Annotated in this window: 15 protein-coding genes, 1 pseudogene and 2 riboswitches; of the genes and pseudogenes, 4 read left to right on the forward strand and 12 right to left on the reverse strand. The window is 69.5% G+C overall.

Annotated features, from left to right (window positions below; translation table 11 throughout):
• Nucleotides 1-230 (reverse strand): annotated as a pseudogene (locus CcI49_RS43890) (transglycosylase); the annotation flags it as partial.
• Between the two features lie 12 nt (nt 231-242).
• Nucleotides 243-443: riboswitch (cyclic di-AMP (ydaO/yuaA leader) on the reverse strand.
• A 428-nt stretch (nt 444-871) separates the two neighbouring features.
• Between CcI49_RS43890 and CcI49_RS36190 the strand changes: the two are divergent.
• The gene (locus tag CcI49_RS36190) at nt 872-2,128 is read left to right on the forward strand and encodes a cytochrome P450 (RefSeq protein WP_054568361.1); all 1,257 of its coding nucleotides are present in this window, start codon (nt 872-874) and stop codon (nt 2,126-2,128) included.
• A 65-nt stretch (nt 2,129-2,193) separates the two neighbouring features.
• Here the strand turns inward: CcI49_RS36190 and CcI49_RS36195 are convergent, their stop codons facing one another.
• The 9 genes from CcI49_RS36195 to glnT form a co-directional block, all read right to left on the reverse strand.
• On the reverse strand, nt 2,194-3,063 hold the full coding sequence (locus CcI49_RS36195; RefSeq protein ID WP_076834071.1) for an SDR family oxidoreductase: 870 nt from the start codon (nt 3,061-3,063) through the stop codon (nt 2,194-2,196).
• Between the two features lie 123 nt (nt 3,064-3,186).
• Nucleotides 3,187-4,131, reverse strand: a complete 945-nt coding sequence (locus CcI49_RS36200; protein ID WP_158230871.1) for a hypothetical protein — start codon at nt 4,129-4,131, stop codon at nt 3,187-3,189.
• 184 nt (nt 4,132-4,315) lie between these two features.
• The gene (locus CcI49_RS36205) at nt 4,316-5,281 is read right to left on the reverse strand and encodes a hypothetical protein (RefSeq protein ID WP_131831281.1); all 966 of its coding nucleotides are present in this window, start codon (nt 5,279-5,281) and stop codon (nt 4,316-4,318) included.
• Between the two features lie 274 nt (nt 5,282-5,555).
• The gene (locus CcI49_RS36210) at nt 5,556-5,942 is read right to left on the reverse strand and encodes a transglycosylase family protein (protein WP_054568365.1); all 387 of its coding nucleotides are present in this window, start codon (nt 5,940-5,942) and stop codon (nt 5,556-5,558) included.
• A 4-nt stretch (nt 5,943-5,946) separates the two neighbouring features.
• Nucleotides 5,947-6,147, reverse strand: a riboswitch (cyclic di-AMP (ydaO/yuaA leader).
• Between the two features lie 332 nt (nt 6,148-6,479).
• On the reverse strand, nt 6,480-7,088 hold the full coding sequence (locus CcI49_RS36215; RefSeq protein ID WP_235498122.1) for an XRE family transcriptional regulator: 609 nt from the start codon (nt 7,086-7,088) through the stop codon (nt 6,480-6,482).
• 142 nt (nt 7,089-7,230) lie between these two features.
• Nucleotides 7,231-8,565 (reverse strand): FMN-binding glutamate synthase family protein, encoded by a 1,335-nt coding sequence (locus tag CcI49_RS36220; protein WP_076834078.1) that lies wholly within the window; start codon nt 8,563-8,565, stop codon nt 7,231-7,233.
• A 103-nt stretch (nt 8,566-8,668) separates the two neighbouring features.
• Entirely contained in the window at nt 8,669-9,535 is an 867-nt protein-coding gene (locus CcI49_RS36225; RefSeq protein ID WP_054568367.1) for a glutamate synthase, read from the reverse strand.
• Nucleotides 9,523-10,488 (reverse strand): glutamine amidotransferase, encoded by a 966-nt coding sequence (locus CcI49_RS36230; RefSeq protein ID WP_076834080.1) that lies wholly within the window; start codon nt 10,486-10,488, stop codon nt 9,523-9,525. The genes CcI49_RS36225 and CcI49_RS36230 overlap by 13 nt, the downstream gene beginning before the upstream one ends.
• Before the next feature lie 43 nt (nt 10,489-10,531).
• On the reverse strand, nt 10,532-11,974 hold the full coding sequence (gene glnT, locus CcI49_RS36235) for a type III glutamate--ammonia ligase (protein ID WP_054568369.1): 1,443 nt from the start codon (nt 11,972-11,974) through the stop codon (nt 10,532-10,534).
• Between the two features lie 294 nt (nt 11,975-12,268).
• Here glnT and CcI49_RS36240 point away from each other — a divergent pair, with 294 nt between their 5' ends.
• Nucleotides 12,269-12,571, forward strand: coding sequence for a DUF1905 domain-containing protein (locus tag CcI49_RS36240; protein ID WP_054568370.1), 303 nt, complete (start codon nt 12,269-12,271; stop codon nt 12,569-12,571).
• 343 nt (nt 12,572-12,914) lie between these two features.
• Complete coding sequence (locus CcI49_RS36245) at nt 12,915-14,309, forward strand: DUF1254 domain-containing protein (protein ID WP_054568371.1); 1,395 nt, start codon at nt 12,915-12,917, stop codon at nt 14,307-14,309.
• An 82-nt stretch (nt 14,310-14,391) separates the two neighbouring features.
• Here CcI49_RS36245 and CcI49_RS36250 read toward each other — a convergent pair whose 3' ends face one another.
• Nucleotides 14,392-15,552, reverse strand: a complete 1,161-nt coding sequence (locus CcI49_RS36250; RefSeq protein ID WP_076834082.1) for an argininosuccinate synthase domain-containing protein — start codon at nt 15,550-15,552, stop codon at nt 14,392-14,394.
• A 2-nt stretch (nt 15,553-15,554) separates the two neighbouring features.
• Nucleotides 15,555-17,477, reverse strand: a complete 1,923-nt coding sequence (locus CcI49_RS36255; RefSeq protein ID WP_076834084.1) for a DUF4062 domain-containing protein — start codon at nt 17,475-17,477, stop codon at nt 15,555-15,557.
• A gap of 235 nt (nt 17,478-17,712) precedes the next feature.
• On the opposite strand from CcI49_RS36255, the gene CcI49_RS36260 reads away from it, so the two are divergent.
• Complete coding sequence (locus CcI49_RS36260) at nt 17,713-17,898, forward strand: hypothetical protein (protein ID WP_054568374.1); 186 nt, start codon at nt 17,713-17,715, stop codon at nt 17,896-17,898.
• Nucleotides 17,899-17,908: the final 10 nt, after the last annotated feature.

Genomic DNA, 17,908 nt, shown 5'->3' on the forward strand with positions numbered 1-17,908 from the left:
ATGAACTGGAACAGCCCACCAGCCCCAATCGAGTTCACCACACGCGGATTACCACCGGACTCACACGGCACCACAGCACTCAGGAACCTATGCGCATCCGGCCGCGCCGCAGCACCCGCCGGCTGGGACATCGCGATACCGCCACCAATCGTCGCCGCCAACACCGGCGCGACCAGCAAAGCACGGCCACGACGGATGGAACGACGGTTCCTGCGAGCACCCGAAGTCATCAGGGACAAAATAAAAACCCTTCCCCACACCTACGAAGTTAGCTGTCGGGTTCGAGCCGGAAAAGCCCGGCCACACAGTGCGTGACAGGTCGACCGCACTATGCGGCTTCACCCCGAGGACGCCTGCCTACGACGCCCGGGAACCTGGGTCCCCCGCTCCCGCCTACTGGATGTCGAAGCACCGGGCGAGGCGGGATTCGGCGTGCCACCCGATGTGCGCTTCCCAGGTCCGGAAGCACGTCACCAACGTTACCCACCACCCGCCCGCGATTTCCAGGCCTCCGTGAAGTGCACCACTCAGCACCAGGAGGCCTTGAAAGCCGCTGCCGGCCTCCTCGACCGGTGGAACGCCCCTTTCATGCCGCCGACATTCCATCAGCGTCAGCATCCCGCCACAGCACAACTGGAACCACCGTGCACCCGGTGACCGCCGGACTCGGCTGCGCGACGAGAAATTCTCCGGCCCGCGGAGAACACATCACGCGAAACAGACAGAACGCCGCCTGGCCACGGGGCTTCCGGCCGGCAGTGCGCGGGGGATTTGTCGGTACTATCCCGCGATTGGCGACAGAGATGATGGTTGACGCCATCCGCCGATATTCGAAGTATAAGTCGCGACGCACGTCGCAGAGGAGCTCGCGATGGACAGCGCACCGCCGCCGCAGAAGACCAGCGAACAGCCACCGCCGATCCTGGTCGCGCTCGACGCGGTCAGCCGGCAGAACCCGTACCCCACCTACCGGTCGATCCAGGAGAGCGGAGCGTTCGTCCGCAGTGAGGTCCGCGGCTGGGTCACCACTATCATCACCGGGCACGCCGACTGCTCCGCGGTCTTCCAGAGCCCGGACCTGGGCAGCGGCTACTCGGCCGGCCTCCACGCGGGTGCCCATCGGTCGACCGGATCCGACGACAGCGGGCTGAAGTCCCTGCTCCGGAAGGACCCGCCGGAGCACACCCGGCTTCGTGGCCTGGTGAACCGTGCCTTCACCCCGGGGGTCGTCGCGACCCTGACCGCCGAGATCACCTCGGTCGTCGACACCCTGCTCGACGCGGCTCTCGCGGCCGGCGAGGTCGACATGATCGAAGCGTTCGCCCGCCCGCTGCCACTGTCGGTCATCTGCCGCCTGCTCGGCGTCCCGGCCGAGGACGAGCCGGTCTTCAGCGAATGGGTCGTCCCGCTCGTACGCGGTCTGGCCCCCGACATGACCCTCACACCGGAGGACCTGCGCGCCCGCGCCGAGTCCACGCACTCCATCCAGGACTATTTCCGTGGCCTGATCGCCGAGGTCCGGGCGAAGCCACGCGAGGACCTGCTCAGCCAGCTCGTCGCAGCCGGGCAGGACAGCGACGTGCTCCCGGAGCAGGAACTGCTCGACCTTTGCATCCTGCTGCTCCTGGCCGGGTTCGAGACGACGGTGAACCTGATCGGCAGCGGCATCGTGGCGCTCCTGCGCAACCCCGACCAGCTGGCGCGGCTACGGGCCGAACCCGAGCTCGTACCGGCGGCGATCGAGGAGATGCTCCGCTACGACCCCACGTTCCCCTTCCTGATCCGCACCGTGCTGCGGGACACCGAGCTGAACGGCCATCCGTTCAGCCGCGGCGACAGCGTGGTGATGCTCATCGGAGCCGCGAACCGTGACCCTGACGTGTACCGCGAACCCGACCACTTCGACGTCGCCCGCTACGCGCAGACGACCAGCGCTCCCCGCCACTTCGGTCTCGGCCTGGGCATCCACTACTGCCTCGGTGCGCCGCTCGCCCGCGCCGAGGGCGCGATCGCGCTGCGTGCCCTGCTCGCCCGCACCGAGAAGATCACCCTGCTGGACGAGCCCAGCTACCGGCCCAGCGCCTGGGTACGCGCGATGAGCCGGCTGCCACTGCGCCTCTCGGCGTAGCCGGGCTTTCGGCGTAACCGGGCTTTCGGCGTAACCGGGCTTTCGGCGTGGCCGGCCTCCGAGCGCTAGTCCCGCTGCACCCGCGGCAGCGGGACGGCGCCGTGATGCGAGGTCAGCCCGCCGTCGGCGACGAGCGTGGTGCCCGTGATGTAGGAGGCCGCCGCGGAGGCCAGGAACCAGACGGCGCCGGCCTGCTCGTCCGCACGGCCCCAACGCTGCAGCGGGATCCGCTGGCTGCTGGCCTCCACGACCGCCGGCTGCGACAGGTACGGGGCCATCAGCGACGTCTCGGTCAGGCCGGGCGCCACCGCGTTCACCCGGATGTTCTGCGCCGCGTAGTCGACCGCCGCGGCCCGCACCAGATTGATCACCGCGCCCTTCGACGCGTGGTAGGCCCAGTTGCCGGGATCCGCCTGCAGCCCACCGCTTGACGCCGTCACGACAATCGAGCCCCCGCCGCCGGCCCGCAGCGCCGGCGCGACCGAACGGATGCCGATCGCCACACCACGGACGTTCACGGCGAGGATCCGGTCCAGCCGCTCGATCGCTCCGTCGGCCTCCCAGGGCACGGTCCCGCCGATGCCGGCGTTGAGGACGGCCACGTCCAGGCGCCCGAAGCTGGCGAGCGCGAGCTCGGTCATCCGTGCGCCGCACTCCTGCGTCGAGACGTCCGCGACCAGCGTGACCACCTCCGGCTCCGGACGAACGGCTCCGTCGAGGCGGGCAGCGGGCTGTGAGGCGGGGGACGCGGGCGGGGCGGAGGGAGCAGGCGGTTCCGCGGAACCGGCGTCCGCGGCAAGGTCTGCCAGCCCGGCCAGACCGGCCTCGTCCGCGTCGACCGCCACCACACCGAACCCGCGGGCGGCGAACAGCTCGACGCAGGCCCGGCCGATGCCGGAAGCGGCGCCGGTGATGACGACAGCCTGGGCGACCACGTGACCTCCGCGCGTCTCCCGACCCGGCGCCGCCGGCTCGGCCTGACCAGATCGATCAGCCAGCAGAGTCTCGCCGACTGGCATGAACGGGACGGATCGACCAGGTGAGGGCCGGCGGTCGGCTCAGGGACGTCCGACAGCTCGGGCCGCCGCCGGCACCACGCTCGAGTAGCCAGGCTTCCCCGCGGTATGGAGACCGGAACCGCCCCACATGGGCCGGCCGGCGATGCTGCGCGGCTGCTGCCGGGCAAGCTTCCCGGCGATCTGGTCAGCGATCAGCTGCAGTCGTTCCGTCGGAGGGGCCGGCTCGTGGTTCGTGTACGTGACGGTCACCTCGACGTGATCGACGAGGAAGAAGAGGGTGTCCATCGCGATGTCGTAGGTGACTCCCTGGCCTCGTACCTGCACCGTCGCGCGCGCATACCTGGCGGCTCCGGTCGGCGCCGGGGGAGTCTGGGCGCCGGTCAGCTGATATTCAAGCTCGTCGCCGTCGGTGCTGCGCTCGTCGATTCTGGCCTGGGTCTCCCTGCCCCAGCAGTCCGCGAACCAGGGATTGGACCACATCACGGTCTCGAAAACAGCCTGCTTCTCGCTCACTATCTCGGCGGAGGAAAGGATGATCGCGCTCTCGCCATCGTCACTCACGAAACTCGCGCCGGCAGCGACTGCCTCGATCTCGTAGTCGAGCTCCGCCATGGAAAAGCCGACGCAGTCCGCGAACTCAGGGGAGTAACGTTCCTCGGGCTGGACAGCGGCGGCGGCATCGACGGGCACACCGGTGAAGCCGGCCGTCGCCGGGCCCTCGGTCAGCACGAAGTCCTCGGGCCACAGACCCAGCGCGCTCGGCTCCGGCGTTGCCGTCCCCGACGGCGTACCGGCGCTCGGCGTGGCCGTTCCCGAGATGACCGTGGTTTCGAATCTCCTGACCATGTCGCCGTCACCAGAGCACGACGAAACGGTGAACGCGATGACCGCCAGGAGGAGGCCGTGGCGCTGCAGCGGGAGCTGTCGCGGTCGGTTTCCGAGGACCGAGGGCGGCCGCTGGCCCGCGGTGTCCTGTGTCAGCACGGCATCCTGACCCGCGGCCGGACCGCACCGGGCCTCGCCCGGTGCCCGCCCACCCAGTCGAAACAGATCGCGAACAGCCATGTCTCACCCACCCCCACGTACACGCCATATGGACATCAATGCACCCACAACGCCGCATGAACGCTATGGGCGCACTGGTGTTGTCTACTCAGGCCACCGCGCCTCAGGCCACCGCCGGAAGCACGGTCGAGGGGTCAGCCTTCCCCGCGGCCTGGAGCCCGGTACCGGCCGACGTGGGCCGGCCGGCGATGGGGCGCAGCTGCTGCTGGGCCAGCTTGCCGGAGATCTGGTCAGCGATCAGCTGCAGCCGATCCATCGGCGGGGCGGGCTCGTAGTTCGTGTACGTGACGGTCACCGCGACGTGATCGACGATGAAGACGAGGTTGTCCACCGCCATGTCGTAGGTGAATTCCTGCTCTCGCACCTGCAACGTCACGCGCAGATACCCAGCGGCTCCAGTCGGCGCCGGGGGACGCTGGACCCCGGCCAGCTGATATTCGAGCCCGTCGGGGTCGGCGCCGGACTCGTCGATTCGGGCCTGGGTCTCCCTGCCCGAGCAGTCCGCGAACCGGGGATTGGCCCACATCGCACGGACGGCAGCGGCCTGCTTCTCGGTCACTATCTCGGCGTAGGACGAGATGAACGAGTCCCCGTCATCACTCACGAAGATCGCGCCGACAGCGGTCGCCTCGGGCTCGTAGTTGAGGTCCGTCGCCGACAGGCCGAGGCAGTCCGCGAACTCAGGGGGGTACCGTTTCCCGGGCTGGACAGCGGCGGTATCGGTCTCGGCGGGAACGCCGGAGAAATAGGTTGTCGCCAGGTCCTCGGTCAGCACGAAGTCCTCGGGCCACAGACCCAGCACGCGCGGTGCTGACGTGGCAGGCCCCGGCGAGGCCGCTCCCGAAGTGACCGCGGTCTCGGGCCTCGCGGCGACGTCACCCGAGCAGGACGACACGGTGAACGCGATGACCGCCAGGAAAAGCCCGTGGCGCTTCGACGGGAGCTGGCGCGGTCGTCTTCCCAACGCCGAGGGCGCCGGCTTGCCCGCGACGTCCCGTACCGCGGACGGTCCGCCCCGGCCCTCGCCCGGCGCATACTCGCTCAGTCGAAACAGATCGCGAACAGCCACGTCTCGTCCACCCCCACGCATGCCAGCACCGGCGCAACCACCGGATGCCTCCCGCGCGGCAGGCACACACGACATACGTGCTCTATCGGGCCGGAAGGACAGCGAAGCTATCAGGCAGCTGTCAGCCTGCTGTCAGATGCCTGATAGCAGACCCAGGGGATACCAAACGAAGACAACGAACAACAATCAACAACCACTCACACGCCACACAAACACCGATGCGCCCGCAACGTCATGAGAACGTCACGGGCGCACCGGTGTTGTCTGCTGCGGGTCAGATCCTGCCGCCCCAACAGCTCTTCGAGGAGTACCAGGGGCTGGTGCCCTGCTGCGCGTACAGGATGTGGGCGCGCTTCCACTGCTCGGCGACGCTGGCGTTCTGCGGCAGGCCCTTGCCGCCGACGCCGTGCCAGGTGCCGGGAAGGAACTGGAACAGGCCACCCGCGCCGATGGAGTTCACCGCGCGGGGGTTACCGCCGGACTCACAGGGGACAACCGCGCTCAGGAAGCGCTGTGCGTCCGGCCGGGCAGCGGCGCTCGCCGGCTGGGACATCGCGATACCGCCACCGATGGTCGCGGCGAGCACCGGCGCGACGAGCAGAGCACGGCCCCGACGGATGGAACGACGGTTCCTGCGGGCAGCCGAGGTAATAGTGGACAAAATGGTGTCCTTCCCCCACGCCTGCGAAGTTAGCTGTCGGGTTCGGGCCCGGGAATGGCCCGGCCGGCCGGCGCTTTCAGATCGCGCTCTCGGCGGCTTCACCCCAAGGACGTCCGCAATTCGACGTCCGGGAAACCTGGGTCCCCCGCTCCTGCCTGCGGTTTTGTTAATCACCGGGTGGGGCAGGATTCGGCGGGCCACCCGATGTGCGCTCCCCAGTCGGAAGCACGGCAGTGACGTTACACACGAGCCACAAACCAATTCAAAGGCTTTGTGAGGAGCGTCACATCCGACACCTCGGTCTTGAATTTCTTCCGCGTTACGTCTAGCCGGCCGAGAATTCGCCCTTTTTCTCCCGGCGCCATGCGACCGGCGTCAGCGATTCGTCACCACCCGTCAACCCAACCACTGCGCAAGGTGCGTGGCACGATCGGGCCCGCGACCGAATTTCCCGCCGTGGCGACGAAGAATTTTTCCGGCCCGAATTTCGACACATCATGACTTGATCCGTTTTCGCCGGCACCGCACCCGGTGGGGTCAGGGCTGGCCGGCGCCGACCTCGCCGTAGGCCACGACCGACAGGAACCGGATCGGCAGCTGGACCAGCTCCCTCGGCCCGTGCGCACCCTCGCCGTCAAGCTGCAGCGCGTCGCCGGGGCGCATGACGTAGCTGGCATCGCCGTGGCCGTAGATCATCTCCCCTTCGAGCATGTAGAGCAGTTCGGTACCCGGGTGCTGGAAGAGCGGGAACTCCTCGCTGCGCTCGGTCAGCGTGACGATGTGGGCCTCCATCCGCTTGTGCGGGCCGCGCAGCGCGCCGAGCAGGGTGTACTCGTGGCCCACCCGGGTCCCGCGCTGGGTGATCCGCGGCCCGGTGCCGGCGCGGGTGAAGACCGCCTCCCGGGCGGCGTCCGCGCCGCGGAACAGCGACGTCACCGGCACGTCGAGCGTCTCGGCGAGCCGGTCGAGCGTGGTCAGGCTGCAGGAGATCGACGCGTTCTCCACCTTCGAGATCATCGCGCTGGACACACCGCTGCGCGTCGCGAGCTCGGCCAGGGTCAGCCCACGGTCATGGCGCAGGCGCCGGACGTTGCCCGCGATGGCACGCTCCAGCCGCCCCTGCCGGGACGCGTTCTCCTCCCCCACACCCGAAACACTAGCGATGGCGCCCTCTTTGCCCGATCCGTCCGGTCGCCTGCTCCGCTGACCGTCCGGCCGCCTGCTCGGCTGCCCGGGTGGCTGGCTGCTCGGCTGCCCGGGCGGCTCGCCGCTCAGCGCGTCTCCCCGTTCACCGGTCGGCGCCCGGGATCCAGGTGGTCCCGGCGAGCGGCACCCGGGCCATCGCCGCGGCTTCGACCGTCAGCGCGACGAGGTCCTCGGGCTCCAGATTGCGCAGGTGCGCCTTGCCGCAGGCCCGGGCCAGCGTCTGCGCCTCCATGGTCAGCACCCGCAGGTAGTTCGCGAGCCGCCGGCCGCCCTCGAGCGGGTCGAGCCGGGCCGCGAGCTCCGGATCCTGGGTGGTGATGCCGGCCGGGTCGCGGCCGTCCTGGAAGTCGTCGTAGTAGCCGGCCGCCGAGCCGAGCCGCTCGTACTCGGCCGCGTACCGCGGATGGTTGTCACCGAGCGCGATCAGCGCCGCCGTGCCGATGGCGACGGCGTCGGCGCCGAGCGCCATCGCCTTCGCGACGTCCGCCCCGGTACGGATGCCACCGGAGACGATCAGCTGGACCTTGCGGTGCAGGCCGAGCTCGTCCAACGCCTGCACCGCCTGCGGCAGCGCGGCCAGCGTGGGGATGCCGACGTGCTCGATGAAGACGTCCTGGGTAGCGGCGGTGCCGCCCTGCATGCCGTCGAGGACGACGACGTCCGCGCCGGCGGCGACCGCGAGCTTCACGTCGTAGTAGGGGCGGCTCGCGCCGATCTTGACGTAGATCGGCTTCTCCCAGTCGGTGATCTCGCGCAGTTCGAGGATCTTGATGGCGAGGTCGTCGGGGCCGGTCCAGTCCGGGTGCCGGCAGGCGGAGCGCTGGTCGATGCCGGGCGGCAGGGTGCGCATGGCGGCGACCCGGTCGGAGATCTTCTGGCCGAGCAGCATGCCGCCGCCGCCGGGTTTCGCGCCCTGCCCGAGCACCACCTCGATGGCGTCGGCCTTGCGCAGGTCGGTCGGGTTCATCCCGTAGCGCGACGGCAGGTACTGGTAGACGAGGTGCTTCGACTGGTCTCGTTCCTCGGAGGTCATCCCGCCGTCGCCGGTGGTGGTGGACGTCCCGACCTCGCTCGCGCCGCGGCCGAGTGCCTCCTTCGCCTGCGCGGAGAGAGCCCCGAAGCTCATCCCGGCGATCGTCACCGGAATGTCGAGGTGCAGCGGGTACTTCGCGTTGCGGTCCCCGAGGATCACATCGGTGCCACACCGCTCGCGGTAGCCCTCCAGCGGGTAGCGGGACATCGACGCACCCAGGAACAGCAGGTCGTCGAAATGCGGCAGGGCCCRCTTGGACCCCCAGCCGCGAATGTCGTAGACGCCGGTGCTCGCGGCCCGCTGGATGCCGGCGATGGTGGCGCGGTCGAAGGTCGCCGACTCGCGCAGGCCATAGGTGGCGGGCGACGAAGGATAGCCGGACATGAATCTCCTCAGGCTACGGACGATATCCGCGGTCAGTGCGCCTTTTCCATCTCACGTTTGTCGAGTGCCGTAGCCACAGGCCGGAGTCGACGACGGAAAAGGCTCAGTACGCGTCGGAGTTGTGGGCGGCGAAGTGGTAGAGCGTGCGGGCCGACCCGTAGCGGCGGAACTCGGCCGGGTCGTACCCCGGCTCCCCCGGCTCTCCCGGCTCTCCTGGTTCCGCGGGCTCGCCGAGGCCGGCGGCGGCGAGCAGCTCGGCCAGCTCCGCCCGGTGCTCGTCCCGCATCGGCTTCTCCACACAGTCCGCGCCGAGGGAACCGACCTTGCCGCGGACGTAGATCCGGGCCTCGTAGATCGAGTCACCGAGCCCGTCCCCGGCGTCACCGCAGACCACCAGCCGGCCGGCCTGCGCCATGAAGGCGCTCATCGGGCCGATGTCACCACCGACGACGATGTCGACGCCCTTCATCGAGATCCCGCAGCGCATCGACGCGGACCCCTCGATCACCAGCAGCCCGCCGTGCGCGGTCGCCCCCGCCGACTGCGATGCGTCCCCGCGGACCCGCACCAGCCCCGACATCATGTTCTCGGCGACCCCGGTGCCCGCGTTGCCGTGCACGACCACGGTCGCGCCGTCGTTCATCCCGGCGCAGTAGTAGCCCACATGGCCGCGGATGTCGATCGTGACCGGCGCGTTCACCCCGGCCGCGATCGCGTGCGCCCCCTGCGGCCGCAGCACCTCGAACGCCGCCGGAACGACATCCGCTACGCCGCCCGCAACGCCGTCCGACGGCCGCACCGGGCCGGACGGCTGCCCGCCGACGCCGCTCGCGCCACCCACGCCACCCACGCCGCCCGCGCCAAGCGCGTGCAGCGCGGCGTTGAGCTCGCGGACCTTCGACGTCGACAGGTCGAACGTGCGGGTGTCCGCCCTGCTGGTAGCGGTGTCCGTCCCCGTCAGCGCTGCCATGCGTAGACCCTTTCCGGCTCGGGCTCGTAGATGCGGGCGGTGTCGATGCCCGGCAGGTCCGCCAGGGCGCGGAACTCGGACGCCATCGCCACCCAGGCATCGGTCTCGGCGATGATCGCCGGCTTGCAGGCGATCGCGTCCCGGACGACCGCGAACCCGTCGGCGCTGGTCACCAGCAGCGTGTAGAACCCGTCGAAGCGCTCGCACAGCCCGCGCAGCGCCTTGTCGAGATCCTCACCGGCGGCCAGGCGGGCGGCGACGAAGCGGGCACCGACCTCCGAGTCGTTGTCCGAGTCGAACCGCACCCCCTCGGCCTGCAGCTCACGCCGGATCGTCGCGTGGTTCGCGAACGAGCCGTTGTGGACGAGGCACTGGTCCGACCCGACCGAGAACGGGTGGCAGCCCTGCGGAGTCACCGCCGACTCGGTCGCCATCCGGGTGTGCGCGAGCCCCTGCCAGCCCGACGCGCCGGCCAGGTCATAGACGCCGGCGAGCCGCCGTGGGTCACCGGTGCCCTTGTAGACGGTCAGATCCGTCCCCGACCCGACGATCAGCGCCGCGGGCAGCGCCCGACGCACGGCCGCGACCAGGTCGTCGAGGGGGACGGGGGCGGCGACCACGGTGGTGTCACCGGCCACGGTGACCAGGGGAGACGCCTCCGCACCTGCCCCGGGGCCCGCGCCCGCTCCTGGACCCGCGCCCATGTCTGCACCCGCGCCGGCCAGCGCCGTGGCGATCAGCGGTCCGACACCCGCGGGTTCGGTGGACGTCCCGCCGAGCAGCAGCGACACCGCGGCGTGGCCTGGCGGACAGCGGCGGACGTCCCCGTAGACGGCGACGCCGGCCGAGTCGGGGCCGCGTTCGACGACCTGGCCCAGCATGGACTCCAGGAGACGTCCGAGCCGCGGGTACAGGTCAGGGTCACGCAGGTGGAGTCCGACGATCCCGCACACGGGTCGTCTCCTCTCTGTGTTCTCTTCTCTGTGTTCTCTTCGGTCAGAAGGCGGTGAGGTAGCGGTCGTGCTCCCAGGAGCTGACCGTGCCGTGCCAGGCGAAGAACTCGTCCCGCTTCAGCTCGGCGAAGTAGGAGCTGACGCCGGCGCCGGCCGCGTCGAGCGCGCCCCGCACCACCGGGTCCGCGTCGAGCGCCTCGACCGCGTGCAGCAACGTCGGCGGCAGGGCGGGCCGGGCCGACAGCGTCGACCGCGCGGACGGCGCGGACGGCGCGGACGACTCCCCCGTCTGGGCCAGGCCAGGCGAGCCCGGGTCGAGATCGAGCTCGATGCCGTCGAGACCGGCGGCCAGGACGACGGCAAGGGCCAGGTACGGGTTCGCCGAGCCGTCGGTGCCACGCAGCTCGATGCGGTGCGGGTCGGGTATGCGCACGAAATGGGTGCGGTCGTTCCCGCCGTAGCTGGCCTGGCGCGGTGACCACGTCGCCCCCGACCGGGTCGACGTCGCACCGGTGCGCTTGTAGGAGTTCACCGTCGGGCCGAGCACGGCCTGCATGCCCGGCGCGTGCGCGAGAACCCCGGCCAGGAACCGGCCCGCGAGGGCCGACAGCCCGAACGGGCCGCTCCGGGCCCCGTCCCCGCCGCCTTCGCCGGTGCCGTCGCCGGGGAACAGCGCCTGGCCGGCGCGCCACAGCGACAGGTGCAGGTGCATGCCGGAGCCGGTCTGGTCCGCGAACGGCTTCGGCATGAACGTCGCCGTCATCCCGCGCTGCTCCGCCAGCATCGAGATCAGGTAGCGGGCGGTGATGACCCGGTCGGCGGTGGTCAGCGCGTCGGCGTAGGCGAAGTTCTGCTCGAACTGGCCGTTGGCGTCCTCGTGGTCGTTGGCGTAGTTGCCCCAGCCGAGCGCGTTCATCGCCGTCGAGACGCCGGTGAGATGGTCGTACATCCGGGTCAGGCCACGGGCGTCGTAGCAGGGCCTGGCCGCGCCGTCGCGGGCGTCGGCGGGGGTGAGACGTCCGTCGGCGTCCCGGTTGACCAGGAAGTACTCGACCTCGGCGCCGGCGAACAGCTCCAGCTCACGCGCGCGTGCCCGGGCCAGCATCGTCTTGAGGATGATCCTGGGCGCGAACGGCCACGGCCGCCCGTCGACATGCGGGTCGCAGTGGACGAGCGCGAGCCCGTCCCGCACCTGCGGCAGCAGCGTGTAGCTGGCCAGGTCGGGCAGCGCGATCAGGTCGGGGTCGGCCGGCCGCTGGCCGATCGCGCCGACGGCGAACCCGGCGAACCCGACCCCGTCCCGCTCGAACTCGTCCGCGGCCTCGACGGGCACCAGCTTGGCGCACGGCTTGCCGGTGAGATCGACGAACAGGGCGAGCAGGAACCGGACCCCGTCGGCCCGCGCCCGCGCCGCCAGCGCACCGCCACCACGGCCGCTGGGTGCGGGCGGGGCATCGACCGGGCCGGGAAACACGTCGAGCGTCATCGGGACTCCAGATCGGGGACGTGCCGACTGCTCAGGCCGGCGGCGGGGCGGGCTCCCGCCCGCTGCATCCATGTCTTGAGAGGAGAACTTCTCTCCTCACAGGAGAACAGCGCCGGGTTTCGGCTGGATGAACCCGGGTTAAGAACGCGCAGCACGAACCGTTCGCGACGAATCAGTCACGCCAGGCGAGCCTGCGAGCACTGGGTGTCGTTTCCGAGTAGCACGCTGGCGCCGGCCGGCTCTGATCGCGGGTGGTGCTGACGCCAGCGGACCGGCCTGTGTGAGACTCCCACGATGATCGTCGTCTTCGAGAGCGAGCTGTGGGAGTGGGCGGCGCGGCGCCCCGACAGCTGGGTGTTCGTCAGCCTGCCCGTCGAGGTGTCAGAGGAGATCCGGGATCTGACCGGCGGGCTGCGGCGCGGATTCGGCTCGCTGCGGGTGCGGGCCACGCTCGGCGGCAGCACCTGGCGGACGTCAATCTTTCCCGACAGCAAGCGAGGCAGCTACGTACTCCCCGTCAAACGCGCCGTGCGCAAGGCCGAGGCTCTGGAGATCGGGGACGTCACCTCGACTACCATCGAGCTCCTCGACGCCTGATTCCAGCCGGCCGCGCGATTCAGATCGGCGCCGGGTCACGGCTCGAAGAGCTGAGGAATTTCGACGCCCCGGACCCCGTCGCGGAATCGCAGGCAGCAGGTCGGCTTTGCCGACGGGCAAGCGTTGAGGATTTTGGCTGCTCGAACGACCAAAATCCTCACTATCTGTCGATCGTCAGGTGGCCCCACGGGCACTTTCACGCCTTTTGTTCTGATTTGCTGGCGCGGTGCGGCGCTGCGAGGTCCCCAGCGGGTGGCAGATGGCAGGTGGTAGGCGGCCACCGACTTGCGGCTTTCTCGTGCGCGATGAACGCTGGTACCCATCTTCGGTGAGGGGGCTCGACGTGACCGATGATCTGCTGGAGCTGGCCACCGACGCCTACATCTACGGATTTCCCCTGGTCTACAACCTCATGGAGGTCGAGCGCATCTCCAACCAGGGCATGGGAACTATTGAGCCGGCGCCGTTCAATGTTCTCAGCCACGCCTCGGCACTGGCCGGGCCGGCCGACAGGTTCGTCTCGATAAACAATGACACGATCTACTCCTTCGCACAGGTCGACGTGAGTGGTGGTCCGCTCCTGCTGCGCGTTCCGGACACTTCCGGGCGTTACTATGTTCTGCAGTTCATCGACGCCTGGACGAACAACTTCGCGTATGTGGGCCGGCGGGCGACCGGGACGGCCGCGGCTTCCTTCCTGCTGGTCCCCCCGGGGTGGCGGGCCGGCGGGCCCGCGGGCGTCCCGGTGATCGAGTTCCCCACCGCGGTGGGCTCGATCGTGGGCCGCTGGGCCTGTGACGGCCCGGCCGATCTGGCCAATGTCCGAACCCTGCAGAGCAGCCTGACCCTCGAAGCCGCCGCGGGCGCCGCCGGCAGCCCGGGTACCACCGACACCGCTGGCACTGCCGACGCCACCGACGCCGACGCCGGGCTGGTGGGGATCCCTGCACCCACAGCGGTTCCGATCGAGCTCGCTTTCTTCGAGCGGATGCGGGCCTGGATGCGCGCCTTCCCGCCCGCCGGCCCGGACTTCGCCTACCAGCAACGGTTCGCGCCCCTCGGGCTGCTGGACGAGGCCTCGCCGTACGCCGACGCCCCGCCCGAGCTGGCCAAGGCGCTGACAGCCGGGCAGGACGCGGGCAAGCAGCGGATCGAGGACCGGCTCCGGAAGGGCGGCCCGGCGCCGGTGGTCAACGGCTGGGCGATCACCTTCCACATGTTCGACTACAACCTGGATCACCTGGGGCTGGGCACGATCGACACCCCGGAGTGGAAGATCGATGACCGCGAGGCCGGCTATCTCGCCCGCGCGCTGGCCGCCCGGGCCGGCCTGTGGGGCAACCACGGTTACGAGGCCGCATACCCGATGACCTACACCGACTCCGACGGCGACCAGCTCGACGGCCACGGCCGCTACACAATCCGGTTCGACCAGGAGCCGCCGGTCGACGCGTTCTGGTCCATCACCATGTACGACCTGCCCGGGTTCCATCTGGTCGCCAACAGCGCGAACCGGTACTCCATCGGCGACCGCACACCTGGCCTGCAACGCGACGGCGACGGATCGCTCACCATCGTGATCCAGCACGACCCGCCCGCCGACACCCGCAACTGGCTACCCGCCCCGGCAGGTCCGTTCCGTCCGATCCTGCGGCTCTACCAGCCGAGAGCAGCCGTGCTCGACGGCACCTACCAGCTCCCCGCCATCACCAAGGCCCGCCCGCGGTCGACGGCCTGACCCGACGCCGGGTGGTCTCGAGGTAGCGCGGTCGGGCGTGCGCGGTCGGGCGGGCGGGCGGCGCGGCAGGCATCCGCAAAGCTCAGGCCTGCGGAATCTCCACCCGATCACGCACGTAGAGCGGGTTGTGGGCGATCACGGCCCGCGGGGTCAGGCCGGCGCCGGCCACCCGGTAGCGCACCCGCCCGGAGACAGCCTGGGCGACGGAGCCGATGAAGGCCTGGGCCGCGGTACGCAGCGGGCCGAGCCACCGGCCCTCAACGGCCTCATGCACCCAGATCTGCTCCAGGTGGATCTTTTCGCGCAGGGTTGCCGCGTCCACGCTGGCCTGCTCCAGGCGGCGGTAGGCGTCGAGGAGCAGATGCGCGGCAGGCATCTCCCGCACCTCCTGCACCTTCTGCCCGTTCGCTATCTCCTCCAGTCCGATATACCTGCCGAGGCCGTACGCGCCGACCAGGGCGTTGAGGGAACGAACCAGGTCGGCCGCCGAAAGCGCCTGTCCGTCGAGCGCGACCGGCGCACCGTGCTGAAAGCTCACCTCCACCTCCACCGGCTCGGTGGCCGTCGGTGTGGTCCACTCGTAAAGCGCTTCCGGGACGTCGATCCGCTCCGGGTCGTCGAGGCCATCGGCTTCGAACTCACGGCACCACAGGTTCACGTCCGTGCTGTACCGAGCGGATTCGGGCCGGGAGCGTTCCACCAGCTCCAGCAGCCCGCTGTCGGCGAGTTCGAGCAGCTTCTTCTCCCGTGATGGCGCGTCGACGGCGAACGGGGAACCGTAGCTGCCCGCGAAACGCAGTGCCGCGAAGGTCTGGTTGAACCGCCGCAGGCTGTTCTGCGTGCCGTCCGCAGTGTGCAGTACCGCGTCATAGCCCTGCTCATGGGCCACCGCGGTGGCCACCTGGACCATCAGCGGTCGGGTCAACGACGCCGAGATCGGATGGGTGCCCAGGTAGACGGCCTGGGCAGCGATCGCCGGGAAGGCATAGCCTGCGAGGAACTCGTCCGTCTGGTCGAGCACCAGATGGTCGAACCCGAGCCGGTCGCACACCCGCCCCGCCCGTAGGCCATCACCGCCGCCAAGCTCGATGGTGAGCGCGAGCACGGACGCCGACGGCAGCACGGACGCTATGTGATGAAGCAGATAGGTACCGTCCAGCCCACCACTGAACAGGCAGATCACCCGGTTGTTACGCAGGAATCTCTCGTCTATGTCCGCCAGGTCCACGACAATCTTGCCCATGGCTACTCTTCTCGAATTTGACGTAGTTTCTGAATGATGAGATTCGCGACGAAGAAGCAGTCGGCGGCCAGATCTCCGTCATTCACGGGGGTCGCGAAGGTCTCCAGTGCCGCCATCGCGGCAGGGTATCTTTCGTCAAGCCGTAGTTCGTTGACGACGTCGCCAAACTCAACCGGCCCGGCGAGACGGCCGGAGTGAAATGCCTCGCGAGCCCGGATGACGGCCTCGGAGTACTCCTGGCGGTCCCGATGGTAACTGCTCACTATGAGTGCTCGTAGGGCGGTAAAGAAGGAACCCCGATCGAAGGTGACGAAAAAGGAGTCTTCTTCTCCGCTGGCGCCCTCGTGCTCCACCGTGCTCACATGAGCCGATGCCGGCATGGTGAGCTGCGCGGCTCGCTGCTGCTCCGGCAGGTTCATCATGAGCGCCGAGATCTGTGGCAGCGACTCGTTCAGAAAGCCCTTGATGTAGCCACGCCAGAAAGCGGCGAGCGCCGGTGCTTCGGCCGGGTCGGCGGACCGCAGGAAGCTCCGGCCCACAGTGATCTTCCAGGCATCGTCCGTGACGCTGTCGAGCGTGTACGTACCCCATCCACCGGTGCGGTCCCAGTAGTTCCACAACGCCACAAAGGCCTTCGGGCCGATCGGCACGAAACGGCCGCCGCGCAGCACGAACTCGACCAGGTCGCTTGCGGCGCCCGCCCCGATCTTCTGCGCCGCGTTCTCCAGCAGGTCGACGCGGTCCGGGAGCAGCAGGCGGAGCAGCTGGACAACCGTCTCGGTACGGAGGATGACGTGCCGGACGCCGGCCCGGCTGATCACGCCGTCCTCGGCCGAGAGGCTGAACTCCGGCAGCATGTCACCCAGCCGTTTACCGGCCTCACGCAGCAGGGGATGCGTCCCGTAGGACGATCGGTCGATGGTGAACAGCGGCTGGAACGATTCCGCGAGAAACCCAAGGAAACCCTGTACCTGCACCCGGGACGACGAGTTCCCGGCGTCGATCAGGTCACGGACGCCCTCGAGGTCCGAGTCGAAGACGGCGTAGGCCTGGGCGGGCGCAGGGGCGTTCATCTCCCCTACTACGCGCGCGAGGTCGACCGTCACCCGGAACGCGAGGTCCGCCGGGCTGGTGAACAGCCGCGCCGGGTGCCGACGGCGCAGCTCGTCGCGGAAGTCCGCCTGGTGTTCACGCAGCTCGTCGGACGGCACGATGTCGTGCGGGACGGGCAGGCTCTCATCCGCAAGGTAGACGAGAACCCGCTTACCCGTGGCCCGCGCGTGGTCGTACTCGGCCATTGCCACGGACCTGGTCGGATACTGGGAGGGCACACCGAACGTGTGCCCGAAGATACCGATGAAAACCGCACAGGCGTCCACCGCCTCCGTGGCCGGATGCTCGGGCTCCTCGACCCGGGCGCCGACCGTGGTCACCACCACGCCGTGGTCGGTCATGCTCCCGTCGATCGCGTCGGCGACAGCCCGCCGGTGATCCGTGAGGTCGACGTATGTACCCCCGACGAACACCGTGATCCCGAGCCGCGCGGGCGCCGGCAGCTCGGCCGGGCGGGCATCCGCCGGCCCTTCGAGGATCTTGAGGGCCAGTTCCTCGATGGCCTCGTTCTCGTAGTTCTCGATCGTGTCCGGATGCAGCCTGAGCGCCTCGGCGAGCTGGCGGCGGCGCGCGGTGAGATAGCCCGGGTCGCGGCCAGGCCACGTCGCCGGCGTGGAGGAGTCCGCCGCCGGCTCCGGCACCGCGAGCGCGTTACGCAGCGAATGCGCCTTCGCACCTGTTCCCAGGTCGACCAGCAGCGCACGCAGCAGATCGAGGGCCGCGGTCACCGAGTCGGTCCGGCCGAGAAGCCGGTTCCAGTCCTGGAGCGCGACGAGCAGGGTTCCGCGTTGAGCCAGAGCGGCCAGTGACAACCCCCGGCCCCTGCGTAACTGTGTCAACTCCACGACAAGGGATTTCCGGGTCCCTTCCCCATTGGTTCCCGTTTCGTTCCGGATCACTAGCACCCCCCTTTTTCTTCCCGCTCACATCCGGTCAATCTCCGCTTGCCGATCACGCTGGCATCAGCAACTCTAGGACTGTACGACACGGTGCAGCGCCGGACCACAGCCGGCACCGCCGGAGCAGAAGCAGCCGAAGGGAGTCCAGATGACCCAGCTTCTCGTCGTGCTGCTCGCCGTATCTCTCGTACTGGCGATCGGCAGCGTATTCCTTCTCACTCTTTCCAGGTTCACCGACGAGCGGCGTGACGTGGCGGACGTGGAACGACTCCGCGCAGCACAGTACGTCATCGCACAGGGCGGGCAGCATGATGGCGACGTCACCCGGAAATAGCGCTGGCTCC

It is taken from the genome of Frankia sp. CcI49 (assembly GCF_001983215.1).
GTDB classification, from domain to species: domain Bacteria; phylum Actinomycetota; class Actinomycetes; order Frankiales; family Frankiaceae; genus Parafrankia; species Parafrankia irregularis.

What these genes read in the sequence shown, in the direction of transcription:
- CcI49_RS36250 (WP_076834082.1), bottom strand. Translation starts at nt 15,552, where the DNA reads ATGGGCAAGATTGTCGTGGACCTGGCGGACATAGACGAGAGATTCCTG.
- CcI49_RS36190 (WP_054568361.1), top strand. Translation starts at nt 872, where the DNA reads ATGGACAGCGCACCGCCGCCGCAGAAGACCAGCGAACAGCCACCGCCG.
- CcI49_RS36225 (WP_054568367.1), bottom strand. Translation starts at nt 9,535, where the DNA reads ATGGCAGCGCTGACGGGGACGGACACCGCTACCAGCAGGGCGGACACC.
- glnT (WP_054568369.1), bottom strand. Translation starts at nt 11,974, where the DNA reads ATGACGCTCGACGTGTTTCCCGGCCCGGTCGATGCCCCGCCCGCACCC.
- CcI49_RS36240 (WP_054568370.1), top strand. Translation starts at nt 12,269, where the DNA reads ATGATCGTCGTCTTCGAGAGCGAGCTGTGGGAGTGGGCGGCGCGGCGC.
- CcI49_RS36260 (WP_054568374.1), top strand. Translation starts at nt 17,713, where the DNA reads ATGACCCAGCTTCTCGTCGTGCTGCTCGCCGTATCTCTCGTACTGGCG.